Annotated in this window: 27 protein-coding genes; 16 read left to right on the top strand and 11 right to left on the bottom strand. The window is 69.5% G+C overall.

Annotated features, from left to right (window positions below):
* Positions 1–91: 91 nt before the first annotated feature.
* From QRN27_RS05470 to QRN27_RS05455, 4 genes are all read left to right on the top strand, one after another.
* Positions 92–1,390 (top strand): ABC transporter substrate-binding protein, encoded by a 1,299-nt coding sequence (locus QRN27_RS05470; RefSeq protein ID WP_056008845.1) that lies wholly within the window; start codon positions 92–94, stop codon positions 1,388–1,390.
* A 6-nt stretch (positions 1,391–1,396) separates the two neighbouring features.
* Entirely contained in the window at positions 1,397–2,377 is a 981-nt protein-coding gene (locus QRN27_RS05465; protein ID WP_138946329.1) for a carbohydrate ABC transporter permease, read from the top strand.
* Entirely contained in the window at positions 2,374–3,210 is an 837-nt protein-coding gene (locus tag QRN27_RS05460; RefSeq protein ID WP_056008838.1) for a carbohydrate ABC transporter permease, read from the top strand. The genes QRN27_RS05465 and QRN27_RS05460 overlap by 4 nt, the downstream gene beginning before the upstream one ends.
* A 73-nt stretch (positions 3,211–3,283) precedes the next feature.
* On the top strand, positions 3,284–4,276 hold the full coding sequence (locus QRN27_RS05455; protein ID WP_285041032.1) for an NADP-dependent oxidoreductase: 993 nt from the start codon (positions 3,284–3,286) through the stop codon (positions 4,274–4,276).
* 196 nt (positions 4,277–4,472) lie between these two features.
* Here the strand turns inward: QRN27_RS05455 and QRN27_RS05450 are convergent, their stop codons facing one another.
* The 3 genes from QRN27_RS05450 to QRN27_RS05440 all read right to left on the bottom strand — a co-directional run bounded on the left by QRN27_RS05450 (position 4,473) and on the right by QRN27_RS05440 (position 9,639).
* Positions 4,473–4,613 (bottom strand): hypothetical protein, encoded by a 141-nt coding sequence (locus tag QRN27_RS05450; protein ID WP_285041031.1) that lies wholly within the window; start codon positions 4,611–4,613, stop codon positions 4,473–4,475.
* Between the two features lie 36 nt (positions 4,614–4,649).
* Complete coding sequence (locus QRN27_RS05445; protein WP_285041030.1) at positions 4,650–6,764, bottom strand: YhgE/Pip domain-containing protein; 2,115 nt, start codon at positions 6,762–6,764, stop codon at positions 4,650–4,652.
* A gap of 76 nt (positions 6,765–6,840) precedes the next feature.
* Positions 6,841–9,639 carry an MMPL family transporter gene (locus QRN27_RS05440; protein WP_285041029.1) on the bottom strand — a complete coding sequence of 933 codons (2,799 nt, stop codon included), beginning with the start codon at positions 9,637–9,639 and terminating at the stop codon, positions 6,841–6,843.
* A 159-nt stretch (positions 9,640–9,798) separates the two neighbouring features.
* Between QRN27_RS05440 and QRN27_RS05435 the strand changes: the two genes are divergently transcribed.
* Positions 9,799–10,479 (top strand): TetR/AcrR family transcriptional regulator, encoded by a 681-nt coding sequence (locus tag QRN27_RS05435; RefSeq protein WP_194669077.1) that lies wholly within the window; start codon positions 9,799–9,801, stop codon positions 10,477–10,479.
* An 87-nt stretch (positions 10,480–10,566) separates the two neighbouring features.
* Here the strand turns inward: QRN27_RS05435 and QRN27_RS05430 are convergent, their stop codons facing one another.
* Genes QRN27_RS05430 through QRN27_RS05415 form a run of 4 tightly spaced genes read right to left on the bottom strand, consistent with a single transcriptional unit; the run spans position 10,567 to position 14,109 of the window.
* On the bottom strand, positions 10,567–11,790 hold the full coding sequence (locus tag QRN27_RS05430; RefSeq protein ID WP_285041028.1) for an ABC transporter permease: 1,224 nt from the start codon (positions 11,788–11,790) through the stop codon (positions 10,567–10,569).
* Complete coding sequence (locus QRN27_RS05425; protein ID WP_285041027.1) at positions 11,787–12,506, bottom strand: ABC transporter ATP-binding protein; 720 nt, start codon at positions 12,504–12,506, stop codon at positions 11,787–11,789. The genes QRN27_RS05430 and QRN27_RS05425 overlap by 4 nt, the downstream gene beginning before the upstream one ends.
* An 8-nt stretch (positions 12,507–12,514) precedes the next feature.
* Positions 12,515–13,579: a peptidoglycan-binding protein gene (locus QRN27_RS05420; RefSeq protein WP_285041026.1), complete on the bottom strand. Its 1,065-nt coding sequence runs from the start codon at positions 13,577–13,579 to the stop codon at positions 12,515–12,517.
* Positions 13,576–14,109 carry a hypothetical protein gene (locus QRN27_RS05415; protein WP_285041025.1) on the bottom strand — a complete coding sequence of 178 codons (534 nt, stop codon included), beginning with the start codon at positions 14,107–14,109 and terminating at the stop codon, positions 13,576–13,578. Before QRN27_RS05415 ends, QRN27_RS05420 begins: the two co-directional genes overlap by 4 nt.
* A 203-nt stretch (positions 14,110–14,312) precedes the next feature.
* Here QRN27_RS05415 and QRN27_RS05410 point away from each other — a divergent pair, with 203 nt between their 5' ends.
* Together QRN27_RS05410 and QRN27_RS05405 are read left to right on the top strand one after the other, a co-directional pair.
* The gene (locus tag QRN27_RS05410; RefSeq protein WP_285041024.1) at positions 14,313–14,975 is read left to right on the top strand and encodes a response regulator transcription factor; all 663 of its coding nucleotides are present in this window, start codon (positions 14,313–14,315) and stop codon (positions 14,973–14,975) included.
* Complete coding sequence (locus QRN27_RS05405; protein ID WP_285041023.1) at positions 14,975–16,309, top strand: sensor histidine kinase; 1,335 nt, start codon at positions 14,975–14,977, stop codon at positions 16,307–16,309. The genes QRN27_RS05410 and QRN27_RS05405 overlap by 1 nt, the downstream gene beginning before the upstream one ends.
* On the opposite strand, the gene pnuC is transcribed toward QRN27_RS05405, so the two are convergent.
* Both pnuC and QRN27_RS05395 read right to left on the bottom strand, forming a co-directional pair.
* Positions 16,240–16,905, bottom strand: coding sequence for a nicotinamide riboside transporter PnuC (gene pnuC, locus QRN27_RS05400; RefSeq protein WP_194669083.1), 666 nt, complete (start codon positions 16,903–16,905; stop codon positions 16,240–16,242). The genes QRN27_RS05405 and pnuC overlap by 70 nt on opposite strands.
* A 107-nt stretch (positions 16,906–17,012) precedes the next feature.
* Positions 17,013–17,699, bottom strand: coding sequence for a GntR family transcriptional regulator (locus tag QRN27_RS05395; RefSeq protein ID WP_285041022.1), 687 nt, complete (start codon positions 17,697–17,699; stop codon positions 17,013–17,015).
* Between the two features lie 259 nt (positions 17,700–17,958).
* Here QRN27_RS05395 and QRN27_RS05390 point away from each other — a divergent pair, with 259 nt between their 5' ends.
* Both QRN27_RS05390 and QRN27_RS05385 read left to right on the top strand, forming a co-directional pair.
* Positions 17,959–18,414: a DUF8817 family protein gene (locus tag QRN27_RS05390; protein ID WP_285041021.1), complete on the top strand. Its 456-nt coding sequence runs from the start codon at positions 17,959–17,961 to the stop codon at positions 18,412–18,414.
* Positions 18,415–18,509: 95 nt separating this feature from the next.
* Positions 18,510–18,923: a GntR family transcriptional regulator gene (locus QRN27_RS05385; RefSeq protein ID WP_285041020.1), complete on the top strand. Its 414-nt coding sequence runs from the start codon at positions 18,510–18,512 to the stop codon at positions 18,921–18,923.
* Between the two features lie 231 nt (positions 18,924–19,154).
* On the opposite strand, the gene purL is transcribed toward QRN27_RS05385, so the two are convergent.
* A complete protein-coding gene (gene purL, locus QRN27_RS05380; protein WP_285041019.1) occupies positions 19,155–21,488 on the bottom strand; it encodes a phosphoribosylformylglycinamidine synthase subunit PurL in 2,334 nt (777 codons plus the stop codon).
* A gap of 241 nt (positions 21,489–21,729) precedes the next feature.
* Here purL and QRN27_RS05375 point away from each other — a divergent pair, with 241 nt between their 5' ends.
* The 6 genes from QRN27_RS05375 (at position 21,730) to QRN27_RS05350 (ending at position 24,382) form a co-directional block, all read left to right on the top strand.
* Positions 21,730–22,188 carry an Asp23/Gls24 family envelope stress response protein gene (locus QRN27_RS05375; RefSeq protein WP_056008793.1) on the top strand — a complete coding sequence of 153 codons (459 nt, stop codon included), beginning with the start codon at positions 21,730–21,732 and terminating at the stop codon, positions 22,186–22,188.
* Complete coding sequence (locus QRN27_RS05370) at positions 22,185–22,376, top strand: DUF2273 domain-containing protein (RefSeq protein ID WP_056008790.1); 192 nt, start codon at positions 22,185–22,187, stop codon at positions 22,374–22,376. Before QRN27_RS05375 ends, QRN27_RS05370 begins: the two co-directional genes overlap by 4 nt.
* Positions 22,373–22,786, top strand: coding sequence for a hypothetical protein (locus QRN27_RS05365; RefSeq protein ID WP_285041018.1), 414 nt, complete (start codon positions 22,373–22,375; stop codon positions 22,784–22,786). Before QRN27_RS05370 ends, QRN27_RS05365 begins: the two co-directional genes overlap by 4 nt.
* Complete coding sequence (locus QRN27_RS05360) at positions 22,783–23,391, top strand: Asp23/Gls24 family envelope stress response protein (RefSeq protein WP_285041017.1); 609 nt, start codon at positions 22,783–22,785, stop codon at positions 23,389–23,391. The genes QRN27_RS05365 and QRN27_RS05360 overlap by 4 nt, the downstream gene beginning before the upstream one ends.
* Positions 23,388–24,011 (top strand): hypothetical protein, encoded by a 624-nt coding sequence (locus tag QRN27_RS05355; protein WP_285041016.1) that lies wholly within the window; start codon positions 23,388–23,390, stop codon positions 24,009–24,011. Before QRN27_RS05360 ends, QRN27_RS05355 begins: the two co-directional genes overlap by 4 nt.
* A 152-nt stretch (positions 24,012–24,163) precedes the next feature.
* Positions 24,164–24,382 (top strand): hypothetical protein, encoded by a 219-nt coding sequence (locus QRN27_RS05350; RefSeq protein ID WP_056008777.1) that lies wholly within the window; start codon positions 24,164–24,166, stop codon positions 24,380–24,382.
* 140 nt (positions 24,383–24,522) lie between these two features.
* On the opposite strand, the gene QRN27_RS05345 is transcribed toward QRN27_RS05350, so the two are convergent.
* On the bottom strand, positions 24,523–25,380 hold the full coding sequence (locus QRN27_RS05345) for an SDR family oxidoreductase (protein ID WP_285041015.1): 858 nt from the start codon (positions 25,378–25,380) through the stop codon (positions 24,523–24,525).
* Positions 25,381–25,494: 114 nt separating this feature from the next.
* Here QRN27_RS05345 and QRN27_RS05340 point away from each other — a divergent pair, with 114 nt between their 5' ends.
* The gene (locus QRN27_RS05340; RefSeq protein WP_285041014.1) at positions 25,495–25,869 is read left to right on the top strand and encodes a winged helix-turn-helix transcriptional regulator; all 375 of its coding nucleotides are present in this window, start codon (positions 25,495–25,497) and stop codon (positions 25,867–25,869) included.
* Positions 25,870–25,875 lie beyond the last annotated feature (6 nt).

The raw sequence follows: 25,875 nt of genomic DNA, 5'->3' as shown, positions 1-25,875 counted from the left end.
AGAGCGGCCCCGCCACACCAGCACCCCCACATCGTCACACCAGCACCCCCACACAGCACCCCCACCAGCACCACTCAAAGGAGAAGCGAGCATGAGGAAGTCACGTGCATCGGCCGCCATCGGCCTGTCCGTCGTCGCCGGCCTCGCCCTGTCGGCCTGCGCCGGCGGAGCGAGCGACGGCACCGTCACCCTGCAGATGGTCGAGAGTCTGACCAACCCCGCCCGGACCGAGGTTCTGAAGACGCTCATCGCGGACTTCGAGGCCGAGAACCCGAAGATCAAGGTCGAGCTCATCTCGCCGCCGACCGACCAGGCCGACCAGAAGATCACCCAGATGCTGCAGTCCGGCTCCGGGGTGGACGTGCTCGAGGTCCGCGACATCACCGTCGGTCCGTTCTCCACCAACGGCTGGCTCGCCGACATGGACAGCGAGCTGAAGGACTGGAAGGGCTGGGACGACCTCACCGACAACGCGACGAAGTACGCGAAGGGTGAGGACGGCAAGGTCTGGTACGTGCCGTACGGCTTCTACGGCCTCAGCCTCTTCTACCGCACCGACCTCGTGAAGGAGGCCGGATTCGACGGCCCGCCCGCGAGCTGGGAGGACCTCCTCGAGCAGGCCTCGGCCATCCAGGACCCGTCGAAGAACCAGTTCGGCTACGCCTTCCGCGGCGGTACCAACGCCAACAGCAACGTCGTCGCCGCGATCGAGGCCTACGTCGCCGACGACCTCGACACCGAGAACGCGTTCAAGCTGACGAACGGCGACACGATCTTCTCCGCACCGGAGGCGCTCGACGCGGTCAACACCTACTTCGACCTCTTCAAGGAGGCTTCGCCGCCGTCGTCCGTCGCGTGGGGCTACCCCGAGATGGTCGAGGGCTTCTCCAACGGCTCGACCGCGTTCCTGCTGCAGGACCCCGAGGTCATCGCGACCGTCGAACAGTCCGAGGCGATCACGGCCGAGCAGTGGAGCACGGCACCGCTCCTGACCGGACCGACCGGCAAGGCCGCGCAGCCCATGGCGACCGCTGGCTGGGGCACGGCGGCGTCGAGCGAGCACAAGGCGGAGGCGGCGAAGCTCATCGAGTTCCTGTCCGAGGACAAGCAGGCGACGACGTTCGCCCAGGAGAACAGCCTCGTCCCGATCGTGAAGAGCGCCGCCGAGAGCGACTTCTACAAGACCGGTCCGTGGGCCAGCTACGTCACGATGAACGAGAACCCGGACACCTACCTGAGCGTCACGCAGCCGCGCGGCTCCTCCTGGTGGACCGAGTGGATCCAAAAGTCCGACTCCGAGATCCAGCAGGTCCTCATCGGCCAGCTGACGCCGGAGAAGCTCCTCGCGGGCTGGGACGAGTACTGGACCGAGAAGTGGAAGAGCGAGTAACCGTCCATGACGACCACCACTGACGAAGCGGGTCGCAGGCAGCAGCCTGCGACCCCGACACCCCCGGCCGGTCCGTCCCGGACCGCCGGCGGGCGTCGGCGGCGCACCTTCACGGTGCGCCGCGGCTTCGGCCTCCTCGCGTTCCTCGCTCCGGCGTTCATCTTCGTCGCGATCTTCATCTACTACCCGATGATCGCCGGCTCCCAGATGGCGTTCCGCAACTGGAACCTCGCCAACCTCACCGACACCTCATGGGTCGGTTTCGCGAACTTCCTCGCCGTCTTCGCCGACCCCGCGTTCGGCAAGGTCGTGGCGAACACCGTCCTCTGGGTGGTCGCCTCGATCGTCCCGCAGTTCGTCATCGGCTTCGGCATCGCCCTCTGGTTGCGCCGGAAGTTCCGGTTCCGCGGCCTGTACCAGGCGATGATCTTCTTCCCGTGGGCGATCTCAGGCTTCCTCATCGGCATCCTGTTCCGCTGGATGTTCAACAGCGAGTTCGGCGTGATCAACGACCTCCTCCAGAAGGTCGGGCTCATCGACACCCCGATCCCGTGGCTGGCCGACCCGAACACCGCGATGTTCGCCGTCATCGTGGCGAACGTCTGGTACGGCGTCACCTTCTTCGCGATCATGATCCTCGCCGCCCTGCAGTCGGTGCCGGAGGACCTCTTCGAAGCCGCGGCGCTCGACGGCGCGGGCAAGGCGCGCATGCTCTTCCAGATCACCATCCCGTACATCCGCACGACGCTCGCCCTCACGGTGCTGCTCCGGGTCATCTGGATCTTCAACTTCCCCGACATCATCTACGGCATGACGGGTGGTGGTCCGGCGAACCAGACGCACATCCTCACGACCTGGATGATCGCGACCACCCAGCGCGGTGACTACGGCCGGGCGTCCGCGATCGGACTCATCGTCGTCGCGATCCTGCTCGTCTTCACGGCGTTCTACCTGCTGTCCATGCGCGAAAAGAAGGTGAAGGCATGATCGACCAGGAGACCCGGACCGCGAAGGTCGTCAAGTTCCTCTTCCTCGGGCTCTGGCTCGTGATCACGGTGTTCCCGCTGTACTGGATCGTCGTGACCTCGTTCAAGAAGCCGGGGGCGATCTTCTCCTACCCGCTGACGTACTGGCCGGAGGTGTTCTCGATCGAGAACTACCTGGGTCTGTTCAGCAAGGCGCAGTTCGGCACCTACGTGCTGAACAGCCTCATCGTCGCGACGGTCGCGGCCGTCGTGGCGACCTTCATCTCGATGCTGTCGGCCTACGTGCTGGCCCGGTTCGAGTTCCGGAGCAAGGGAGCGATCCTCCTCGCGTTCCTCGCCACCCAGATGATCCCGTCGTTCATCGCGCTGGGGCCCCTGTACCTGCTGATGACGCAGTTGAAGCTCGTCGACAACCGGTTCGGGCTCATCCTCATCTACATCGCGGTGTGCATCCCGTTCTGCACCGTGATGCTGCGTGGGTTCTTCGAGAACATCCCGGATGCGCTCGAGGAGGCGGCCATGATCGACGGCTGCTCGCGGTTCGGGGCCCTGTTCCGGGTGCTCGTCCCGGTGCTGAAGCCCGGCATCGTGGCTGCGTTCATCTTCAACTTCGTGAACTGTTGGAACGAGCTGTTCCTGTCGGTGACGCTCATCAACAGCGACGCGAACAAGACGATCCCGACGGCACTCAACGGCTTCATCACGAGCTACAACATCGACTGGGGCTCGATGTCGGCGGCGGCCGTGCTCACGATCATCCCGACGATGGTCCTGTTCGCCTTCGCCAGCCGGTACATCGTGCAGGGCCTGACCTCGGGGGCGGTGAAGGGCTGACGCCTGAGCGAATCGAACCTGGATGCGAGCTGGTAGTTCGACTGTCTAGCGACCTCCAGGTGGATGATGAACCATGTTCGGTTCGAAGCAGACGACGAAGTCCCTCCGCTACGCCCGCTACGGCGGCCCAGACGTGCTCGAGTTCGTCGAGTCGGAGATGCCGCATCCGCGATGGGGTGAGGTCGTCGTCGACGTCCTCGCGAGCGGGATCAACCACATCGAGGCCTTCGTCCGCGAGGGGAACCTCGCGGACACGGTCCCGATCGAGTTGCCGACCGGGCAGGGGAGCGACTTCGCCGGGCTGATCCGTGAGGTCGGCACGGGCGTCACCGGGTGGAAGCGTGGCGACGAGGTGATCGGCCACGCCGTCCGCGGGGCGCACGCCACGCAGGTCGTCGTCCCGGCGTCGTCGCTCGTCCGCAAGCCGAAGCGCGTGAGCTGGGAGGAGGCGGGCGGTCTCTACCTCGCCGGGCTCACCGCGCTCGAGACGCTCGACGGGCTGCACCTGAAGCGCGGTGACACGCTCGTGATCTCTGCGGCGGCCGGCGGCATCGGGAACATCGAGGCGCAGTTGTCGACCTTCGCGGGGGTGCGGGTGATCGGCACCTGCGGTGAACGGAACCACGACTTCCTCCGCGAACAGGGCGTCAAGCCGGTCGTCTACGGCGACGGGATGGCCGATCGGATCCGGACCCTCGCTCCCAACGGCGTGACGGCGTTCATCGACAACTTCGGCCAGGACGGGCAGCAGCTCGCCGCCGAGCTCGGTGTCCCGTCGGAGAAGTACCGGTCGAGCGAGGACCGGAAGGCGATCGAGCTCGCCGCTCTCGAGCCCGACGAGGAGTTCGCCGCGCACGCCACGAAGCAACTCGAGCGACTCGCGGAGTACGCGGCCGACCACGCCTTGAAGGTCGTCGTCTCGGCGTTCTACCCGTTCGACCTCATCATCGACGCCTTCGAGGACCTCGAGCGGCTGCACGCGCGCGGCAAGATCATCGTCGGTATGCGACCGGCGAACCCCGACCGCATCGTGAAGCAGCGCGACCTGCACGACGCGAGGCCGTAGCCTCGGTCGGCGCGGTGCGATGGCCTGAGACGGCGGGTTTCGGGGCCAGCGCGGTGCGCTGACCCGAGGTGTTCGGTTCCGGCTTGGGCGCGGGTCCCGCGCGTGAGCGCGACCCTCCGGAGACCCGCGCTCGCGCGTGTGGGGCGCGCTCGCGTCAGCGCATCGCGCTGGCAACCGGGAGGACCGACGCCCTCGACTAGTTGAAGATGAAGCCGAGGACGGTCGCGCCGCCTCCACCGAGGACGAGGGCGACGACGAGCACCCAGGCGATCAGCCGCTGACGACGCTTGCGCTGCTCGCCCCACTCGGCCAGTTCCCGGTCTTCGCCACTGCTCATCGCCCCAGCCTATCGGCGAGGGGGTTCACCCCGGCATCAGGCGGTGGCCGGGACGAGCGCCTTGACCGAGGTGGTCCTCGCCCGAGCGACCGCGAAGGTCGTCGCGGCGAGTGACCCGAGGAGCCAGAGGACGAGGCCCACCACGCCGGCCGCCGCTCCCGTGTCGCCGATAGCGATCGCCTGCAGACCGCCGAGCGCTGGGGCGATCGGCAGGAAGGCGAGGAGCTGGTCGAGCACCTGGGGGACGGTCGCGATGATCCCGGTCGCCAGACCGACGATGGCGACGATCATCGAGATGAACCGACCCGCGCCACCGAACAGGGCGTTGAGCGCCTGGTTCGCCGCGGCGAACGCGAGCCCGGCCAGCACGGCGATCCCGGCGAACGCGGCCCACCCCGCCGGGTCGAGGTCGAGCAGCGGCGCGGTGATCACGGCGACGAGGAGACCCTGCAGCATCCCGATCGCGCCTGCGGGCACAAAGGCGCCGAGCGCGAGTCGCAGCGAGGAACGGGTGGAACCGAACGCCCGCGTCGGCACCGGCCGGAGCACGAGGAAGCCCGCGAGGGCCCCGAGCCAGAGGGCGAGGACGGCGTAGAAGGGGGCGCTGTTCGTCCCGAACGACACGGTCGCCGAGTCCCCAGCGGACACCGGGTCGGCGACGACGTCGGCGAGGTTCTTCCGATCGTCGCTCGTGTACGTCGGCAGGCTGTCGACGGCACTCCGCAAGCCGGAGGAGAGGGAGGTGATCCCGCCGGACAGGGTCCCGGCGCCCGACGCGAGCTGGTTGGACGCGTCGGCGAGCTGGGCGGTGCCCGTGGCCGTCTGACCGGCGCCGTCGGCGAGCGCGGACGCACCGGTCTGCAACTGTGCCGTCCCGGTGGCGGCCTGGGACGCACCGTCGGCGAGCCCGGCCGCACCGGCGGCGATCTGTGCCGCGGCCGTGTTGAGCTGGGCGATGCCGGCGACGAGGGCGGGCATCTTCGAGGACAAGGTCGTCGCCCCGGCCGCCAGACCGGCGGCGCCGCCGGCTGCCTGGGCGGTGCGGTCGGCCAGCGACGCGGTCCCCGGGTAGTCCGTGGGCCCGCCGACGGGTCCGCCGGTCGTGACCGTGGTGGCGAGTCCACTCGCCCTCGCGACGTCAGCGCAGTAGATCGCGGACGCTCCGGATGCGGCGCAGTCGGCGGTGAGCGTGGCCAGCTGTGCGGCGACGGAGGCCGTGAGCTGCTCGGTGGCCTGGGCGCCGGCCGACAGCCCCGCCAGCCCGGACGACACCTTGCCGGCACCACTCGCGAGCTCCGCCGCTCCAGCGATCAGCCCCGGGTTCTCGGTGCTGCCGTCGCCCTGCGCCCCGGCGTTCAGCGTCGCGGCGCCGCTGGCGAGCTGGCTCGCGCCGCCGCTCAGCTGGGTCGCGCCGGAGGACAACTGCGTCGCGCCGGCGGCCAGCGCCCCCACGCCGTCGCTCAGCTGCGTCGCGCCCGTCGACAGTTGTGTCGCGCCGGTGGCGAGCTGCGTGGTGCCGTTCGCGAGTTGTTGCGCGCCCTGCGCCAGGGACAGCCCGCCGACGGAGAGCTGCTCAGCGCCGTCGGCGGCCGTCCCGAGCTGGTCGTGGAGGGTGTTGAACCCCACGTAGACGTTCTCGAGGTAGGTGGTCGTGAGCTGGCGCCCGAGGAGGGAGGCCGCGGTCTGCGTGATGGTCTGCGAGATGGCGTCGTCGACGAGTTTGCTGCGGTCGCTCGTCGTGACGTCGAGGCGCGCCCGTTCGGCGTCGGCCGCGTCGCCCGAGAAGGAGGTCGCGGCCTTGGAGAAGTTCTCCGGGATCGTGACGACGGCGGTGTACGACCCGTCGGCGAGCCCGGCCTTCGCGTCCGAGGCGTCGGTGATGACCCAGGTGTAGTTGGTCTCCTGGTCGCCGTCGACGAGCCCGGCCGACAGCTGTCGACCGAGCGGCACCGTCTGTCCGTCGACGGTGACCGGCTCGTCCTCGTTGACGATCGCCGCCGTGACCTGGCCGAGGCGCTCCGCCGGGTTCCACAGGGCCCACACGAGGCCGCCGGCGATCACGAGGGGCACGAGGATGAGGCCGATGATGGAGACGACCGTGACGCCCTTGCCGGTGCGGGCCCGTTCGAGACGGTTCAGGATGGTGCTCATGCGTCGACCTTCGATTCAGCGCTGGTGGTGGGGGAGGGGGCGGCGTGATCGAGGTCGAGACGGTTCAGGATGGTGCTCATGCGTCGACCTTCGATTCAGCGCTGGTGGTGGGGGAGGGGGCGGCGTGATCGAGGTCGAGCACCTGGGTCGCGCCGCTGGGCAGCACGTCCGACAGCGACGCGACGTCGTCGGTGCCGATGACGACCGTGAGTGGCCGGGCAGCCCGTGCTGCTGCCTGCTTCGCGACGAGGAGCCGCTCGTACAGGGCGCGCCTGGTGTCCGCGTCCGGTACGGTGTCGACCCCGTCGAGGACGACGACCGCCGGACGCTCTGCGAGCGCCGAGGTGAGGGTGGCCACCGGTTCGCCGTGGTCGAGACGCACATACGCCACGCGGGACCGGACGGCGCCGGCCCGGACGGGCAGGACCAGTCCGGCGACCTTGAGGCGTCCGCGGTCGGGTTCGAGACGGCCTGCGAGCGTCAGGAGGAGCGCGGTGACGGAGACCGGTCGGGATCCCTGGACGGCGAGCACGTCACCGACGGACACCGTCGTCTGGACCTCGCGGTACAGGGCGCCGTCGGGGCCCTCGAGCGTGAGCCCGTCGGCGGCGATCGCCACGTCTGCCTCGCCACGCCAGGTCCGCAGCTCGAGTTCCCGCTGCAGCCCCTCGCCCTCGACGTCGAAGGAGGGGAGGACCCGGTCGAGCCATCGCGGCAGATACCAGGCGCGGTCGCCGAGGAGGGCGAGCACCGCGGGGACGAGGGTCATCCGGACGATGAACGCGTCGACGAACACGCCGACGGCGAGCCCGAGCGCGATGGGTTTGATGTTCGTGTCGCCCTCCGGCACGAAGGCGGCGAACACGGCGAACATGATGACCGCGGCCGCGGTGACGACCTTGGCGGAGCCGAGGAAGCCGGTCTCCACGGATCGGCGGGCGAGCTTCGAGTGGACGAAGTCCTCGCGCATGCGGGAGACGAGGAAGACCTCGTAGTCCATCGCGAGTCCGAACAGCACGCCCATGAGGATGATCGGCATGAAGCTGATGACCGGCCCTGTGCGTGCGACGTGCAGGGCCTCCGCGAACACGCCGTGCTCGAACACGAGCGCGACGACCCCGAAGGAGGCCGCGACGGACAGGAGGTAGCCGAGCGTCGCCTTGATCGGCACCCAGATGGATCGGAACACCATCGTGAGCAGCACGAGGGAGAGGCCGACCACGATGAGGCCGAAGGGCAGGAGCGCGCCGCCGAGGCGGTCGGAGATGTCGATGCCGATCGCCGTGAACCCCGTGACCTTGAGATCGACGTCGTACTCGTCGAGGAAGTACTGGTGCAGCCCGCGGATCTCGGCGACGAGGTCCTTGGTCGCCTGCGAATCGGGGCTGCCGCTCGGGATCACCTGGATGATGCCCGTGTCGGCCGTCGCGTTCGGGGTGGCGAGCGGGACGGCTGCGACGCCGTCGAGTCCTTCGATCTCCTGCTTGAGGTCGGCCATGAGCCCGAGCGGGTCCGTGCTGCCGACGATGCTCCCCGTGACGACGAGGGGGCCGTTGAAGCCTTCGCCGAAGTGCTCGGAGACGAGGTCGTAGGTGATGCGGGCGCTGTCGCCCTCGGGGAGGGAGCCCGCGTCGGGGAGCGCGAGCCGGAGCGACAGGGCGGGGATGGCGAGGGCGCCGAGCACGGCCACGACGGCGACGATCGTGACGATGGGCAGGCGGGTGACACCGCGGACCCAGCCGAGGAAGAAGCGGTTGGGACGCGCTTCGGCCGGCTCGGCGGCCGGGTCGTGCCCTTCGACAAGCTCAGGGACCGGGGCTCCGGTCTTCGCCTGCCGCTTGGCCCGCTTCACCTTCGGCCGGAGCTGTTCGCCGGCGAAGCCCAGCATCGCGGGGATGAGGGTGAGCGAGATGACGACCGCGATCGCGACGCCGACCGCCGCTGCCACGCCCATCGTGGTGAGGAAGGGGATGTTCGCGACGGCCAGGCCGAGCAGCGCGATGATGACAGTGAGGCCGGCGAAGATCACGGCTGAACCGGCCGTGGCGGTGGCGCGGGCGGTCGCCTCCTCCGGACCGAGACCGGTGCGCAGACCGTCCTGGTGCCTCGAGATGATGAAGAGGGCGTAGTCGATCCCGACGGCGAGGCCGAGCATGAGTGCGAGCATCGGCGTGGTGGAGGAGATCGGTCCGAAGACCGTCGCCACGAAGATGAGCGCCATCGAGATGCCGACCCCGAGCAGCGCGGTGATGAGGGGCATGCCGGCGGCGAGGAAGGAGCCGAAGGTGAGGACGAGTACGACGAGGGCGACGACGACACCGATGAGCTCGATGATGCTCAGCGTGGGCAGGCTGTTGCTGAACAACTGCCCGCCGAGCGACGACTGCGCACCGGTCGGCAGGCTGTCGGCGAGGTCCGCCTCCGCTCGCTCGAGGCCGGCGACGGTCTTCGCGGTGATGTCCGACTGGGCGCTGTCGAACTGGATCGAGATGAGGGCGGCCCGCTGGTCGTCGGAGACGGCGCCGGTGATGTTCTCGTCGAACGGCGACACCGCCTGCTCGACCTGGTCGATACGGCCGAGCGAGGTGACGGCGTCGTCGATGGCGGACCGGACAGCGGTGTCCTCGACGGTGTCACCTGCGGGTGCGACGACGACGATCTGGGCGGACGCGCCGCTGACCTGCGGGAAGGTGTGCTCGAGCGAGTCGAGCGCCTCCTGCGACTGCGTGCCGGGGATGGAGAAGGCGTTGTCGGTGCCCTGGTTGAGGAGCAGTGCGCCGGCGCCGGCGAGCGCGAGCACGGCGATCCAGAGGATCAGCACGAGCTTCCGGGCGCGGAAGGCCCAGCGGCCGAGGGTGTACAGCAGTGAGGACACGCGTCGCTCCTAGCGAGGCCGGTGCGCTGCGAGCAGTCGGACCGGCCGACGGGTTCGGACAGATTCGATACAGCGGTGTATCCGATACATGACTGTATTCGATACACTCGTGTATCGGCAAGGGGTCGGAACCGCTGTCAGTAAGGTGTCAGGATGCACGTGCGCGAAGGAGTCGAGTCCCCGAACGACGAGGCGCCGGTCGAATCGGCTCGCCGGCAACGGACCCGCGAGCGGCTCGTCGACGCCGCTTACGAGGTGTTCGCCGAACTCGGGGTGCACGCCGCTTCGGTCGAGCAGATCAGTGAGCGCGCCGGCTTCACCCGGGGCGCCTTCTACTCGAACTTCGACTCGAAGGAGGAGCTCTTCTTCGCGCTCGAGTCGCGCGAGAACCAGCTCCGGCTCGACCGCCTGGAGGCCGGACTGCAGACCGTCAGCCCGTCGCTCCTCGACGCCGCCGGCCGATACACCGAGGGATCACTCGAAGCCCTGATCCGCGCATTCCTCGAACTCCAGCCGGACGACCGCCGCTGGTGCCTCGTGCAGTCGGAGTTCCGGATGCTGGCGATGCGCGACGCCGACGTCGCGGCCCGGTACCTCCAGCACCAGGAGAGCGCGGGCCGGCAGCTCGCCGCGTGGCTCGACCAGGCGGCCGGGCTGGCGCACGTCAGGTTCACGATCCCGACGCCCGACATCGCGAACATCGTCGTCGCCCTCTACGAATCGGCGATCCAGACGGCGGTCCTCATGGATCCGGACGGCGACGAGGGCTCGCCGCGCGAACTCGCCATGCGCACGCTCCCGGCCATCGTCCGTGCCCTCACGGAGGCCGTCGACGACTGAGCGCGGGCCCGCGCGTCCGGGCCCGCTCCGGTGTCGCCGGGAGCGGGCCCGAGACGGATGCGTCGGGTTCCGGGGCGCTCAGTCGGCTCAGCCGCTGAGAGCCGAGGTCGGTGGCGTCCTGGCCGCGCGGATCGCCGGGTAGAGGCCGGCGATCGCCCCGATCACCAGGGTGGCGCCGACGCCCGCGAGCAGCACCTCCGGCGGTACGGCCGTGGGCCAGTCGTTCATCGCCGCCACGACACTCGTCACCGCCGTTCCGAGGCCGGCGCCCGCGACCCCGCCGAGGGCGGAGAGCAGGAGGGCCTCGGTCAGGAACTGCGACCGGATGTGGCCGCGCGTGGCACCGAGCGCCCGACGCAGGCCGATCTCGCGGCGTCGTTCGAGCACCGAGATCACCATCGTGTTCGCGACCCCGATGCCCCCGACCAGCAAGGCGACCGAGCCGAGCCCGAGCAGCAGCCCGGTGAACGCCTGGTCAGCGGCCTGCTTGGCGGCGAGGGCGTCCGACGGCCTGGAGACCTCGACCTCCTCGGGCGCGGCGGGGTTCACCGTGCGGGGGAGGAGCTCGCGGACGGCCTCGACGCGCTCGTCGGTGGACCGTTCGTACACCGTGGTCGGTTCGCCGTCGTACCCGAAGCGTTCGGCGGCGACGGTCTCTCCGATCATCGCCGTGGTGTCGAGTTCCGGCGCGAGGTCGAGTGGATCCAGGATGCCCACCACCGTGACGTACTGGTCGCCGAGCTGGACCATCGAACCGACCGTCGTGATGCCGAGACGTTCGGCGGCCTTGGACCCCAGGACGACGGCGGGATAGCTGCCCGTCGCCCGGTTCAGCCAGTCGCCGGTGGCGAGCCTCCCGCCGACGACGTCGAGGAGACCCTCCGACACCGCGGCCGTCCAGAGTCCGCCGCTCGACGCCCGGTCGATGAGGCTGCTGCGGTAGACGAGCACACCGTCGAGCGCTGCTGCCGAGCCGGCCTGTTCGACGCCGTCGATCAGTCCCACCTTGCCGACGGTGTTCGCGGGCAGGGTCGCCGCCTCGCCGAACAGGTTCTTGCCCGGTTCGACGGTCAGGAGGTTCGTCCCGAGGGCCGCGAGCTGCGCCTGCAGTTTCGCCTGACTCGACGAGGAGATCCCGACGACCGCGATCATCGCCGCGATACCGATCGCGATCCCCAGCGCGGACAGGACCGCACGCGTCGGCCGTGCCCGGAGGCCCGTCGTCCCGAGCCGGAGGATGTCGCGACCGAGGAGCCGTGACCGCCGGTCGTGGTCGGGATTGTGCTCGGGGTTCCAGCGGGGCCCGCTCATGCGGCGCGCCCCGAATCACTCACGATGTGACCGTCACGGATCGCCACCTGCCGGGGGAGTCGGGCTGCGAGTTCGGCGTCGTGCGTGATGACGACGACGGTGGTCCCCGCTTCGTGCAGTTCGTGCAGGAGGTCGACGATGCTCGCCCCGGACACGGAGTCCAGATTGCCGGTGGGCTCGTCGGCGAGGAGCAGCGGCGGGTCGCCGACCACGGCGCGTGCGATCGCGACCCGCTGCCGTTCACCGCCGGAGAGTTGCGTGGGGCGGTGGCCGAGACGGTGTCCGAGGCCGACGCGTTCGAGGGCGACGACCGCTCGTCGTCGGCGTTCGGCCCGGGGGACGCCGGCGTAGATGAGGCCGTCGGCGACGTTGTCGACCGTGGTCGAGCCGTCGGCGAGATGGAACTGCTGGAACACGAACCCGATGCGGTAGGCGCGGAGGGCCGAGAGCTTCGCGTCCGAGAGGCGCCCGACGTCCGAGCCTGCGATCCGGGCGGTCCCGCTCGTGGGACGGTCGAGCGTCCCGATGAGGTTGAGCATCGTCGACTTCCCGGAGCCGCTCGGCCCGACGATCGCGACGAACTCGCCCTCCTCGACCGCCAGGTCGACGCCGGCGAGCGCGAGGGTGGGTGGCTCTCCGTACTCGCGGGTGACTCCCTCGAGGTGGATGATCGGTGGTCTGGCCGTCCGCGCCGGTGTGGCGGACGATGCCGTCATGAGGTCGCTCATGACACCGGCACCACGACGTCGAGGCCCTCGCGGACACCGTCTCCCGAGACCTCGACCCGCCCGTCGGCGAACAGTCCCGTCGTGACGGGGATCTGCCGGTGCTTCCCCTTCCCGTCGACGACCTCGACGCCGAAGGTCGTGTCGTCGATGGCGATGAGCGCTTCGACCGGCACCGAGAGGACGTTCTCGCGTCGTTCCGTGGGGAAGCCGACCGTGACGGTCGCCCGCTGGAGGTCCGCGGCCGCCGCCGGGTCGTCCAAGGTGATGCCGACGGGGATCGTGACCTTCTTCTGCCCGTCTGCGTCCGATTCGGTCGGGACGCCGACCTCGCTCACCGTACCCGTCGTGTGCTGGCCGCCCGGGAGGTTCACGTCGACCTTCGTCCCGACGACGCCGAGACGCTGATCCGCGAGCTTCAGCGGAACGTCGATGCGCTTGATCAGCGACGACACGGTGACGGCCTTGTCCGAGGCGGCGGTGCCGACCGCGGTGTCCACCGAGGCGATGCGCACATCGCCCGGCAGGAACACGACCGAGCCGAGCTCCAGTCGTCCCGTCTCCTGTACGCCGAGGGCCTTCTGCCAACGCTCGATGGCACGCGCGGTGGACGCGGCGAACTCGTCGTCCGGTTCGCGTTCGAAGTACCCGAGCGCCGCGAGGCTCATCTCGAGTTGCCGGACGTCCGGTCCGTCGCTCATGCCCGATTCGAACGCACGCCAGGCGGGGAGTGGTCCGTGGAGCAGCGTGACCGGGACGTTGTCGACGGCGTAGAGGGTGCCGCCGAGCGACACCGTGCTGCCGGGGGTCGGGACCGCGGTGACGATGCCGGCTCCGCCGCCGATGGTCCGCTGATCGGCGTAGTCGAGGGTGCCGGTCGCCTGGGTCGTGCCGGCGAGGTCGCCTGCCGTGATCGGCGCGGTGCCGGTGCGGACGGTGTTCGACGGCTCCTCCTGACCGGTGGCTTCGGCCGAGGACAGGGCCGCGATGCTCGCGACGGTGCCGCCCGCGATGAGGACGGCACCGACGCAGAGGGCTGCGATGATCCGAGGACGGATGCTCATCGGTCGGTCGAACCGAGTGAGCTGCCGTTGCTCAGGTCGAGGCCGCAGGCGTCGAGCACGTCTTCGGGGATGTCACTCGGGATGTTCATCGCCTCACCCTTGACCGGGTCGGGGACGTCGATGCCGTGCTCTCGGAAGCACTCGGCCATCGTGAGCTGATCGTCGAACCGGTCCGAGACGGGTACGTCGCCGCTCGACGGCGCGGGCGGGGCCCCGAGCTTGTCGGTACACGTCTTGGACGCGGCCGTGAAGGCTTCCGGGTCGGCGTCGCCGAGGCTGATGGCGGCACCTGAGCCGTCCTTGCCGGGGTCGGGCAGGTCCACCCCCTCGTCGCGCATGCAGGAGGCGAAGGCGAGCTGCCAGTCCTCGAAGCTCTGGACGGTCGGGGAGGTCGTGGACGTGGACTCGGATCCGGATGAGCCTGACCCGCAGGCGGCGAGCGATCCGACGAGGAACGGGATGGCGATCAGTGCGGCGAGCTTGGTGAACGGCCGACGGACGGGGCTGGTGGTGGTGGTGTTCAGGGACATAAGCGCTCCTTCGTTGCGTGCTGACTGGTGACGACCAGTCCACTCGGCGACGCGTTGGCCGGGCGTCAAGGAAAACGTTGACGTTCTCGGAACGTGGCGCAGCGCACGATGAGTAACCGACATTCGGGGGATGCCCGATCGGTGTCCGTACGCTCGCCGGGTCACCCATCCACCCACCCATCCGCCCCATCGAAAGGAATCTCATGCGCGTCCTGATCGCCGAGGACGAGGCCTACCTGGCCGAAGCGATCCGTGCGGGCCTACGCCAGGCCGCGATCGCCTCCGACGTCGTGCTCGACGGTGATGCCGCGCTGGAAGCGCTCACGATCACCGACTACGACGTCATCCTCCTCGATCGGGATCTCCCCGGCACGCATGGCGACGACGTCTGCCGCACGGTCGTCGCCGAGCACCCTGAGGTCCGCGTCATGATGCTCACCGCGGCCCGCCGACTCGACGACACCGTCTCCGGACTGGGGCTCGGCGCCGACGACTACCTGGCGAAGCCGTTCGAGTTCCCCGAGCTCATCGCCCGGCTGCGTGCCCTGGCGCGCCGCACCACGGAGTCCCGCCCTCCGGTGCTCGAGCGCGCCGGTGTTCGACTCGACCCGTTCCGACGCGAGGTCTTCCGGGACGGCGCCTACGTCAAGCTGTCGCGCAAGGAGTTCGCCGTCCTGGAGCAGCTGCTGCTCGCCGACGGCGGTGTGGTGAGCGCGGAGACGCTCCTCGAGAAGGCGTGGGACGAGAACGTCGACCCGTTCACGAACACCATCCGCGTGACGATCTCGAACCTCCGCCGTCGCCTCGGCCGGCCGTGGGTGATCACGACGGTGCCCGGTGTCGGGTACCGGATCGAGGGCGACTGATGCCGCGCACCGCCGCCACGGACCGGGTCACCAGACCCAGCCGCCTGACCGTCCGCCTCCGCCTGACGCTCACCTATGCGGCACTGTTCACGATCGCCGGGTCCGTCATGCTGGTCCTCATCTACACCTTCATGCGGTACGTCCCGACCTACGCGATCACCTCGATCCGCGCGACGGCGGGTGCCGGCGGCAGGACGCCCCTGGAGACGGCGACACCGATCGACGGTCCGGGCGGCGTCGCCACCTACCGGCCGACCGAAGGTCTGACCTCGGCCGGCGGAGGCGCCGCCCTGGTCGTCTCCGATCAGGGCGACATCCTCAACACCCTGCTCGTCTGGTCGATCATCGTCCTCGTCGTCCTGGCCGGGGTCAGCGCCTGGGCGGGATGGATCCTGGCCGGCCGACTCCTCCGCCCACTGCCGGAGATCAACCGGGCGGCGCAGCGCGCGGCCGCCGGCTCGCTCGACCACCGGGTCGCACTCGCCGGACCCCGCGACGAGATCACCGAACTCTCCGACACGGTCGACCACATGCTGGAGCGTCTCGAACGGTCGTTCCAGGCCCACCAGCGGTTCGCCGCGAACGCTTCGCACGAGTTGCGGACGCCGCTCGCGACGACGCAGGCGATGCTCGACGTCGCCGCACAGGACGAGCACCTCGACGAGGCGACGTTCCGCGACCTCATCGCCCGCCTGCGTGACACGAACACGCGCAGCATCCGGACCGTTGAGGCCATCCTCGACCTCGCCGACCTCGGACACGCCGAACTCGGGGCCGCGGAGGTCGGGCTCGACGAGATCGTCGCGGACGCCGTCGCCGCGGTGTCCACGGCCGCAGCGGCCCGCGGTCTCCGGTGCACCACCGATCTCGAGGAGTGCTCCGTCCTGGGCGACGCGGGGATGCTGCAGCAGCTGTGCGGAAACCTCGTCCAGAACGCCGTCCGACACAATGTCGACGGCGGGTTCGTGCACGTGTCACTGGCTCGCGCGGGCACACCGGCGGGTGCCGCGATGCTCCGGGTCGAGAACTCCGGCGAGCACCTCCCGGCCGAGGTCGTCGCGCGGCTCACGGAGCCGTTCTACCGCGTCGGTGGCCGCGTCGCGGGCGACGCCGAGCGGTCACGGGGGCTCGGGCTCGCCATCGTGGAGAGCATCGCCGAGGTGCACGGCGCGGAGCTGCGCCTCGCCGCCCGGCCATCGGGCGGCCTCGTCGTCACCGTCACGTTCCCGGCACGCGGTGCCGACGCTGTCATCGGGTCGGCGGGTCAGCGGGCGGGCACGACCCGTTCACCGCGCGCCCACACGAAGAAGCCGGCGAGCGTGAATGCGCCGTAGAACAGGTACATCGACGCCGAGACCCAATATCCGGCCCCGAACAGGAGCGGCACCCCGACGATGTCCACCGCCACCCAGATGAGCCAGAACTCGACCCAGCGCTTCGCCATGCCCCAGGTGGCGAGCAGGGATCCCATGAAGATCCAGGCGTCGGCCCAGACCGGTTCGTAGGAGCCGAGCGCACGGAACAGCGGGGTCAGGAGGAGCGTCCCGCCCACCAGCAGGGCGACGAGCACGAGGCGGACTCGCGTACCGGCCCATCGTGGCCTGATGACCGACACCGGACCGGTCGCCGTCTCGACGTGCTCGTTGCGCCGCCACTGCACCCAGCCGTAGACCGAGACGACGATGAACATGAGCTGCCGGCCGGCTTGGCCGAGGAGGTTCGTCGGGTTCGGCGTGTGGAACACGGCACCGAGGAAGACGGTCAGCAGCAGGGCGTTCCCGATGATCCCGACGGGCCAGGCCCAGGCTCGGCGGCGCATGCCGCCGAGGGCGCTCGCCAGGCCGAACAGGTTGCCGACGACCTCACGCCAGAGGACGACCTGGTCACCGATCGTGAAGGTCGCGTCGAAGAGCCAGAGGAGGAATCCCACTGCTGTGCTCCGTTCCGACGACCCGCGGCCACGCGGCCGACGGTCCACCGTACAACGAGCGGAGCCGCCTCCCGATCGGGAAGCGGCTCCGTGACGGTGTGAGGCGTCTAGCTCCCGGCGGGGACGCCGCCGCCGGCCGCGACGACCTGCTCGAGGAAGGCGTCGGTGGCCTCCGCCTGAGCGCGCATGACCCGCTCGGCGTCCTCGGCACTCCGGGCCGCTGCGGCCGCGACGAGCCCCGTGACGTACGCGGCGAAGATGTCCCACTGGAAGAACTCGATCGTGGGCAGCGCGGTGTACGTCACCCGCGTGTTCATCTGGCGGGCGACCTGCTGCAGCAGGGAGTTGCCGGAGCGCTCGACCATGAAGTCGGCGAAGTCGGCGGAGGAGCGGAGCACGCGCTTGTCGCGGGCCTCGATGTCGGCGAGGACGGCGTCACCGAGCGCACGGAACGTCTCGACGTCCTCGTCCGAGAAGTGCGGGATGCTCCAGCGTGCGCTGAGCTCGTGGAACCCGTTCAGGAGTCGCAGTGCTTCCGCGTACTGCTCCAACGTCGGCTTGGCGACGCGGGTGTACCGCTGCGGGGCGGTCTCGACGAGGCCGATGTCGGCGAGCTTGCTGATGGCCTCGCGGATCGGCGTGCGGGACACCCCCAGCCACTTCTCGAGTTCTTCGTCGTTCAGGCGTTCCCCTGGCTCGAGCGTGCCGTCCTCGATGGCGGTCAGCAGCTGGTCGAACACGATGTCGCGGAGCAGCTTCCTGGGGCTCGACTCGACGGTCTTGGGCACGGGCATGGGTCTCCGATCGTCGAGCTGGGATGTGACCTGTTCAGGATACCGATATCCGAGGTGTGTTGGACAGTTTCACGCCTCATGTGTTGTTGATCATCCTGAAAACGTCGACATCTTTACAGATATTTGATACTTTAGTTACACCCTCGACGCCCTGCGTGGCGTCCATCGCTTTGTACCCGTTCCCGCTCGGCCGCCATCCAGCGCCTCCACGCTGCCAGCAGGCCAGAGGCGTCCCGAGCGCCCGATCACTGGAGTCATCATGTCAACCGGTCTCGCCGTCAGTGTCCTCGAATGCCCATCGGTCCCCGAGGTGGCTGGCTTCTACGCCATGCTCGGGGTGCGGCTGAGTCGGCTGGACACGGCGACCGAGCACCGCCTCCACGTCTCGATCGGTGGCGGCGAGCTCCTGTACGTCGAGCGACGCGGGAGCGCACACGTGCCGGCCGGCGGCGAGCGGGACTCGGTCTGCATCCTCGCGGCGGTGAGCCCGAAGGCGCTCTATCTGGAGTTCGCCCGACGCATGTTGATGCACTGCGGTGAGGTGTTCGAAGTCGGTGCACCGGCGCTCCTGCCGGAGGACCATGGCGGTCGGCACGGAGAGCGCTACCCGGGGTTCGGTCTCGTCGACCCAGCGGGGAACCTCATCCGCTTCGTCCGCGCCGGATACTTCGACCGGTTCCGGCCGATGCCGACGGAAGCGCTCCTCACGGCCTGAGAGTCGGGCTGTTGCTATCCTGGCGCGCACGCATGCACCCCCAGCATCGCGGGAAGGCGGGACTCATGTCGGTCGCAGCTGTTGAGGGGGATGGGGTGCGTCCTCGACGGATCCACCTGTTCCAGACCCTCGGTGCGCTCATCGGTGGCGTGACCCGGGTCACCGTCCCCTCGCTCGGCGATGCCGAACGCGCCTCGCTGGTCGCCGAGATGGATGTGATCGTGCGACTGATCGGGCGGGCCGACCCCGTGGGCTACGCCGAACACTCCTGGCGGCTCATGGACCATCTCGTGGCCTGCTGCCCGAACCGTATCCTCGTCACGACCGCGCGTGACGCCCTCGCGCTGCTGTCCCCACAGCTCTCGGTGACCGCCGAGACCGAGTGGTTGGACTGGGCCGAGCTGGGCGTCGACTTCCCGATCCTCCGCAATGCCGTCGCCGAGGGCGACGCGATCGCGGCTGAGCTGGCCGTCGAGCGCTTGTTCGGCATGGCGGCCTCTCCTGCATGAGGTCTTTCGATGCATGACGCATGACCCGGACGCATTCCAACATCTGATATGCTGATGGAGTCGCTTGCGACCACATCCACGGAGACGCCGGCCCGGACATTCGGGTTCCCGGCCTGAGCGCCCGTGGGTGAGTCGGGTGGGTGGGTTTCGGGTATCCGCCCACCCGACGAAACAGCCCCCGTGCCGTCAGGCGCGGGGGCTGTGTCATGGCTTCGGATCAGCCGATGCCGATCAGCCGATGACCGGGCCGAAGCGCTGCGGGAGCACGCTCTTCGACACCTGGCGCAGCTCGGAGACCGTCATGGTCAGGACGTCCTGGATCTCGAGTGCCGGCTCGGTCGCCTCGCCGACGGCGGAGGCGTCGGTCACGCCGATGCGGAGCACGGGGTACCCGCGGCCCTCGCACAGCCCCTGGAACTTGACGTCGTCCTCGCGCGGAACGGAGACGAGCACCCGGCCCGTGGACTCCGAGAAGAGCGCCGTGGTGAGGTCGACGCCGTCGCGGCTGAGGACCTCGCCCAGGAAGACGCGCGCGCCGACGCCGAAGCGCATGACGCTCTCGGCCAGCGCCTGAGCGAGGCCGCCGTCGGAGAGGTCGTGGGCGGAGGACACGAGGCCCTCCTTCGCCGCGGCGTGCAGCAGCTCGGCCAGCGTCTTCTCGCCGGCGAGGTCGACCTTCGGCGGACGTCCGCCGAGGTGGTCGTGGATCGTGCCTGCCCAGGCGGAACCGTCGAGTTCGAGTGCCGTGGTGCCGAGCAGGTACAGGTTGTCGCCCTCGTCCTGCCAGCCGCTCGGGATACGGCGCGCGACGTCGTCGATCACGCCGAGCACGCCGACGACGGGCGTCGGGAAGATCGGGACGTCGCCCGTCTGGTTGTAGAACGACACGTTGCCGCCGGTGACGGGCACGCCGAGTTCGAGGCAGGCGTCCGACAGGCCGGCGACGGCCTCGGAGAACTGCCACATGACCTCGGGGTTCTCCGGTGAACCGAAGTTCAAGCAGTCGGTGACGGCTGCGGGCACCGCGCCGGTGACGGCGACGTTGCGGTACGCCTCCGCGAGGGCGAGCTGCGCGCCCTGGCGGGGGTCGAGCTGGCAGTAGCGGCCGTTGGCGTCGGTCGCGATCGCGAAGCCGAGACCGGACTCCTCGTCGACCCGGATCATGCCACCGTCGTCGGGGAAGGAGAGCGCCGTGTTGCCCATGACGTAGTAGTCGTACTGGTTGGTGATCCAGCTCTTGTCGGCCAGGTTCGCGGAGCCGAGGAGCGCGCGGAACTGCTGCTCGAGCTCGGCCGGAGCGTCGGTGCGGGGGAGGCGCGCCGCCGAGTCCGCCTGCAGGGCGTCGATCCACGTCGGGTACGCGACCGGACGCTCGTAGACGGGGCCGTCGACCGCGACGGTCGAGGGGTCGACGTTGACGATCTCCTCGCCGTGCCAGTTGATGACGAGGCGGCCGGTGTCGGTGACCTCGCCGAGCACGGAGGTCTCGACGTCCCACTTGTCGGTGACGGCGAGGAAGGCATCGAGCTTGCCCGGCTCGACGACGGCCATCATGCGCTCCTGCGACTCCGACATGAGGATCTCCTCGGGCGTGAGCGAGGGGTCGCGGAGGAGGACGTGCGAGAGCTCGACGAACATGCCGCCGTCGCCGTTGGCCGCGAGCTCACTCGTGGCGCAGGAGATCCCGGCGGCGCCGAGGTCCTGGATGCCCTCGACGAGGCTGTCGCGGTACAGCTCGAGACAGCACTCGATGAGCACCTTCTCGGCGAACGGGTCGCCGACCTGGACGGCCGGTCGCTTCGTCGGCCCGTTCGCGTCGAAGGAGTCCGACGCGAGGATCGAGGCACCGCCGATGCCGTCGCCACCGGTGCGGGCACCGAACAGGACGATCTTGTTGCCGACGCCCGAGGCGTTGGCGAGGCGGAGGTCCTCGTGACGCAGGACACCGACGGACAGGGCGTTGACGAGCGGGTTGCCCTGGTACACCTTGTCGAAGTAGGTCTCGCCGCCGATGTTCGGCAGGCCGAGGCAGTTGCCGTAGGAGGAGATGCCGGCGGTGACCCCGTGGACGACGCGCGCCGTGTCGGGGTGGTCGATGTCGCCGAAGCGGAGCTGGTCCATGATCGCGACCGGACGTGCACCCATCGAGATGATGTCGCGCACGATGCCACCGACGCCCGTCGCCGCACCCTGGAAGGGTTCGATGTAGGAGGGGTGGTTGTGGCTCTCCACCTTGAAGGTGACGGCCCAGCCCTCACCGACGTCGATGACGCCCGCGTTCTCGCCCATGCCGACCATGAGGTTCTTCTTCATGTCGTCGGTGACCTTCTGCCCGAACTGGCGCAGGTAGATCTTGCTGGACTTGTACGAGCAGTGCTCGCTCCACATGACGGAGTACATCGCGAGTTCGCCGCTCGTGGGACGCCGGCCGAGGATCTCGCGGATCTTCGCGTACTCGTCGGCCTTCAGACCGAGCGCGCCGTAGGGCTGCTCGCGATCCGGGGTCGCGATCGCGTTCTCGACGGTGTCGGCGACGGCGGAGCTGGTGGGGGTGGTGGTCGTCACGAGGGCAGGACTCCAAAGGAAGAGGGGGGATGCCGGACCCACCAATCTTAGCGGCGCGCGGTGACGAACAGATCCTCGGATGGGCGTCGGAGGTCGAGGCCGATTCGTCACGGTGTGGTGCTGGATTCGGGGTCGCTTCACGAGCTTCGAGATCGACCGTGACGAACGGCGTGATGGCTGCGTCCTATCACCAACGAAGCGATCAACCGCTCGCTCGAGACGAACCAGGAAGGGCAACACCATGTCGAACACCACCTCCTCCCCGAAGCCCACCGTCACGAAGGGTGTCGTCGGTGAGAACAACGCGGCGACCCAGGCGAACACCTACGGCAAGACGGTGATCGACAACGGTGTGGTCGCGAAGATCGCCGGCATCGCCGCCCGCGAGGTCCGCGGCGTGCACGCCCTCGGTGGCGGCGCAGCCCGCGCCTTCGGTGCCATCCGCGACGCCATCGGCTCCTCCGACCTGTCGCAGGGCATCCGCGTCGAGGTCGGCGAGACCCAGGTCGCCGTCGACGTCGTGATCGTCGCCGACTACCCGGTCGACCTGCAGGCCGTCGCCGGCGAGGTCCGCGCCTCGATCATCCGCGCGATCGAGCAGTTCGTCGGTATGGAGGTCACCGAGGTCAACGTGACCGTCAGCGACGTCTTCATCCCGTCCGAGGACGAGGACCAGGACGCTGAGGCGCGAGTCCAGTGACCGCGACCAACACCGGCATCCTGATCGGAGCCGTCCTCGCCCTCAGCTGGGTGGCCTTCGGGTTCTGGGCGTTCGTGTTCGTCGCGGTCGCGATGGGGATCGGCGCCCTCGTGGCCCGCATCGTCACCGGCCAGACCGACCTGAACGCGATCGTCGACGCCGTCCGCGGGAAGCGCGTCTCGTCATGACCACCGCCGTCCTCGACCGCGGGGCCACCCCGGTCGCCGAAGCGCCCGTCGTGCCCCCGCACGGCGGGCCGGGCCGGACGCGGATCACCGCGAAGGCCCTCGAGCACGTCGCCGTCAACATCGCGGCCGAATCGCTCGGGGTCCCGGCGGGACGCGTGAAGGTCGACCTCGCCGACGACCGGGGCGCGCTCGCGCTCATCGTCACCTCGCCGATGCGCGCGATCCCGTTGGCGCGCATCTCGGCCACTCCCGAGGCGCTCGAGCGCTCCGGGGGTTCCATCGTCGAGCGGGTCTCAGCCGCCACCACGGCCATCGCCGCCCGCGTCGAGCAGTTGTCCGGCTCGCACGTCTCGCGGGTCTCCATCCGCGTGAGCGGACTCGAGATCGACCAGGAAGGACGGGTCTCATGACCGCCACCGCTGCCACGACCCCGGCCGCCGGGCCCACGAAGGTGCTCCGTCGCCTGGCTCGCCGCGAACTGCACTCGCCGCGTTCCACCGCCGCGATCCTCCTCGCCGTCCTCCTCGTGCTCGTCGCGCTCTGGATCGCCGTCGAGACGGTGCTCGCCCTCATCGGCATCCGCCCGCTCCTCGTCGCTCCGGGCGAGATCCCGAGCGCTGCGGCGAGCCTGCCGAACACGCAGCCCGTCATCCTCGGCGTCGCGGGGGCGCTCGTGCTCGTCCTCGGCGTGATCCTCCTCGGGATCGCCCTCGGACCCGGGCGTCGGCACCGTCACTTGATGTCGACCGGCCGCGTCCTCGCGGTCGTGGACGACGAGGTCATCGCCTCCGCCCTCGCGCAACGCGCCTCGACGACGGCCGCCACACACCCTGACGGTACCTCGGTGGCGGTCGGGCGGCGGTCCGCGGCGATCCGGATCACCCCGGCCAGCGGCATGCCCGTCGACCGCTCGGAGGTCGACCGCGCTGTCGCAGCAGACCTCGACGCGTTCGGGCTCCAGCCGTCGCTCCGGGCCACCACCTCCATCTCGTCGAACGGGAAGGTCGGACAGTGAACTCCACCAACCGCGGACTCAACCGTCTGCTCATCCTGCTCATCGGACTCGTCCTCATCGTCCTCGGGGCTGCGGCGCTCGCCGTCGTCACCGTGCCCGTCGTCGCCGACTGGTGGCGCGACAACCGCGGCGCCGTGCTCGACACGATCGACGGCTGGTTCGCCTGGAACCCGTTCGCCGCGTCGTCCGGCTCGGACGCCGGTCGGACGGCACCGATCATCGTCCCGATCGCCGGGATCGTGCTGCTCGTGATCGTCGCCGCCCTGCTCATCTCGTTCATCCTGCGCCAGGGGCGCGGCCGTTCCGGTATCGTGCACCGCGCGACCGTCGAGCACGGCGACATCGTGCTCGAGACGGACGTCGCGGCCGACGCCCTCGGCGATGCGCTCGACGACACCGAAGCGTTCTCGGCCGTCCGCGTCTCCGCTTGGGACGTGAACCGGGCGCAGGCGCTCAAGGTCGCCGTGACCTGCCGGCGCGGTGTCTCGCCCCGGACGGCGGTGGAGACCGTCAGCTCGGCCGTCGAATCACTCGACCGCCTGCTCGGCGTCGAGCTTCCCGTCCTCGTCGAGGTCGGCGGTGGCTTCCGAGCCGCCAAACCGAAACGCGTCCTGCAGTGATCGTCACTGCGCCGGACGCGGCGGTGCAATTGCAAGCCCCCGTCCGAATCGGCTGATCCGCAGCGATGCGTCGCAGAATGCCAGTGTCGCGGGACGAACCATCGGGACACATCAACGCCCCACGGCGCATCCGTGGGAGAGGGAGCAACACCATGGGTAAGAAGATCCTCCTCATCATCGTCGGCCTCGTCGCCTTCGGCGCCTACACGCTCGGCGCGAAGGCCGGGCGGACGCGGTACCGCGAGATCAAGCACGCCGCCGAAGAGTTCTGGAACGACCCGCGCGTCGAGAAGGCACGCAAGCAGGCCGTGAAGAAGGCGAAGAAGGCCACGGCGAAGGCGCAGAAGGAAGTCCAGAAGAAGCTCCACTGAGCTGAGCTGAGCTGAGCTGAGCTGAGCTGAGCTGCACCGGCCCCTGGGTCGGTCGCGCGGCCGGCCCGCCGCAACGAGAACGCCGTCCGCCCGCCTGAGTTCAGGCGGGCGGACGGCGTTCTGTCGTGGAACGGCGTCGATCAGCCGACGAGCGGGCGGAGCCCCTCGACGAGCGGCGTCGTCGGCCGGCCGATCAGGCGGCTGAGGTCGCCGGAAGTGTCGCCGAGCAGGCCGTCGCGGGTGTTGCCGTCGAGCGCGACGACGAAGCCGACCGTGCCCTCGTCGAGACCGGCGGCCAGGAGCGCCTTCGAGTGGTCCTCGGGGGAGAAGTCCTGGTAGGTGACCTCGCGACCGATGAGCTCGCTGATCGCCTGAGCCAATTCGGGCTGAGTCCAGGCGACGTCTCCGGAGAGTTCGTAGACGGCGCCCTCGTGGCCGTCGGTGGTGAGGACGACGGCTGCCGCCTCCGCGTAGTCGGTGCGGGACGCGCTCGACACGCGTCCGTCGCCGACGCTCCCGACGAAGGACCCGGTCGCCTTCGCCTGCTCGACCGACTGGCCGTAGTTCTCCGTGTACCAACCGTTGCGCAGGATGGTGAACGGGACGCCGGAGGCGCGGATGAGTTCCTCGGTCGCCTTGTGCTCCGGCGCGAGGATGAGGGGCGAGGTGTCGGCCTTCGAGGCGCTCGTGTAGACGATGCGGGCGACGCCGGCGCGCTTCGCTGCGTCGATGACGTTGGCGTGCTGGGCGACGCGCTGACCGACCTCGCTGCTGGAGACGAGCAGGACGGTGTCGCCGGCCTCGAGGGCGGCGTCGAGGGTCGCCGGGTCGGCGAAGTCGACCTTCGCGGTGCGCACACCCTGTGCGGCGAGGTCGGCGAGGGCCTCGGTGCGGCGGCCGGTGGCGACGATGGAGGCGGGATCGGTTCCACGGGCGAGCAGGTGCTCGACGACGAGGTGGCCGAGGTGGCCGGTGGCTCCGGTGACGACGAGAGACATGATGGTCCTTTCGTTGGGGTTCGCTCAGGAGGAACCCGCTCGCCATCACATTACTTCCCGATCTGCAGTACCCACTTTGAGGTAAGCTACTGTCCTCGACGTAAGGAATGAGCCATGACAAGCGGAACCGTTCAGCTGGGAAGACGCCCGGGATTCACCGACGGCATCCTGCCTGCTGCGTGCCCGTCGCGCACGGTGCTCGACCATGTCACGAGCAAGTGGGGTGTGCTCGTCCTGCTCGCCCTGTCCGACGGCACCCATCGCTGGGGCGAGTTGCGGCGGGTGGTCCAGGGCATCAGCGAGAAGATGCTCGCGCAGACCCTGCGGACCCTCGAGGAGGACGGGCTCGTCGTCCGGGTCGCCCACCCCGAGATCCCGCCCCGGGTCGAATACAGCCTGAGTGACCGGGGCCGGGACCTCAACGAGCACCTGATGCCGCTCATGGCGTGGATCGACGGGAACGCGTCGGAGATCCTCGGTCGCGCCTGATCCTTC

The organism is Plantibacter sp. LMC-P-059a, assembly GCF_030209505.1.
Lineage (GTDB): Bacteria > Actinomycetota > Actinomycetes > Actinomycetales > Microbacteriaceae > Plantibacter.
Note: the sequence above shows the minus strand (reverse complement) of the source record. Positions and strands in the feature narration are given on the sequence as shown.

Excerpts from the sequence above, each read along its gene's own strand:
- QRN27_RS05470 (WP_056008845.1), top strand. The coding sequence starts at position 92 with ATGAGGAAGTCACGTGCATCGGCCGCCATCGGCCTGTCCGTCGTCGCC.
- QRN27_RS05465 (WP_138946329.1), top strand. The coding sequence starts at position 1,397 with ATGACGACCACCACTGACGAAGCGGGTCGCAGGCAGCAGCCTGCGACC.
- QRN27_RS05460 (WP_056008838.1), top strand. The coding sequence starts at position 2,374 with ATGATCGACCAGGAGACCCGGACCGCGAAGGTCGTCAAGTTCCTCTTC.
- QRN27_RS05455 (WP_285041032.1), top strand. The coding sequence starts at position 3,284 with ATGTTCGGTTCGAAGCAGACGACGAAGTCCCTCCGCTACGCCCGCTAC.
- QRN27_RS05450 (WP_285041031.1), bottom strand. The coding sequence starts at position 4,613 with ATGAGCAGTGGCGAAGACCGGGAACTGGCCGAGTGGGGCGAGCAGCGC.
- QRN27_RS05445 (WP_285041030.1), bottom strand. The coding sequence starts at position 6,764 with ATGAGCACCATCCTGAACCGTCTCGAACGGGCCCGCACCGGCAAGGGC.
- QRN27_RS05430 (WP_285041028.1), bottom strand. The coding sequence starts at position 11,790 with ATGAGCGGGCCCCGCTGGAACCCCGAGCACAATCCCGACCACGACCGG.
- QRN27_RS05425 (WP_285041027.1), bottom strand. The coding sequence starts at position 12,506 with ATGACGGCATCGTCCGCCACACCGGCGCGGACGGCCAGACCACCGATC.
- QRN27_RS05420 (WP_285041026.1), bottom strand. The coding sequence starts at position 13,579 with ATGAGCATCCGTCCTCGGATCATCGCAGCCCTCTGCGTCGGTGCCGTC.
- QRN27_RS05415 (WP_285041025.1), bottom strand. The coding sequence starts at position 14,109 with ATGTCCCTGAACACCACCACCACCAGCCCCGTCCGTCGGCCGTTCACC.
- QRN27_RS05410 (WP_285041024.1), top strand. The coding sequence starts at position 14,313 with ATGCGCGTCCTGATCGCCGAGGACGAGGCCTACCTGGCCGAAGCGATC.
- QRN27_RS05405 (WP_285041023.1), top strand. The coding sequence starts at position 14,975 with ATGCCGCGCACCGCCGCCACGGACCGGGTCACCAGACCCAGCCGCCTG.
- QRN27_RS05395 (WP_285041022.1), bottom strand. The coding sequence starts at position 17,699 with ATGCCCGTGCCCAAGACCGTCGAGTCGAGCCCCAGGAAGCTGCTCCGC.
- QRN27_RS05390 (WP_285041021.1), top strand. The coding sequence starts at position 17,959 with ATGTCAACCGGTCTCGCCGTCAGTGTCCTCGAATGCCCATCGGTCCCC.
- QRN27_RS05375 (WP_056008793.1), top strand. The coding sequence starts at position 21,730 with ATGTCGAACACCACCTCCTCCCCGAAGCCCACCGTCACGAAGGGTGTC.
- QRN27_RS05365 (WP_285041018.1), top strand. The coding sequence starts at position 22,373 with ATGACCACCGCCGTCCTCGACCGCGGGGCCACCCCGGTCGCCGAAGCG.
- QRN27_RS05360 (WP_285041017.1), top strand. The coding sequence starts at position 22,783 with ATGACCGCCACCGCTGCCACGACCCCGGCCGCCGGGCCCACGAAGGTG.
- QRN27_RS05350 (WP_056008777.1), top strand. The coding sequence starts at position 24,164 with ATGGGTAAGAAGATCCTCCTCATCATCGTCGGCCTCGTCGCCTTCGGC.
- QRN27_RS05345 (WP_285041015.1), bottom strand. The coding sequence starts at position 25,380 with ATGTCTCTCGTCGTCACCGGAGCCACCGGCCACCTCGGCCACCTCGTC.
- QRN27_RS05340 (WP_285041014.1), top strand. The coding sequence starts at position 25,495 with ATGACAAGCGGAACCGTTCAGCTGGGAAGACGCCCGGGATTCACCGAC.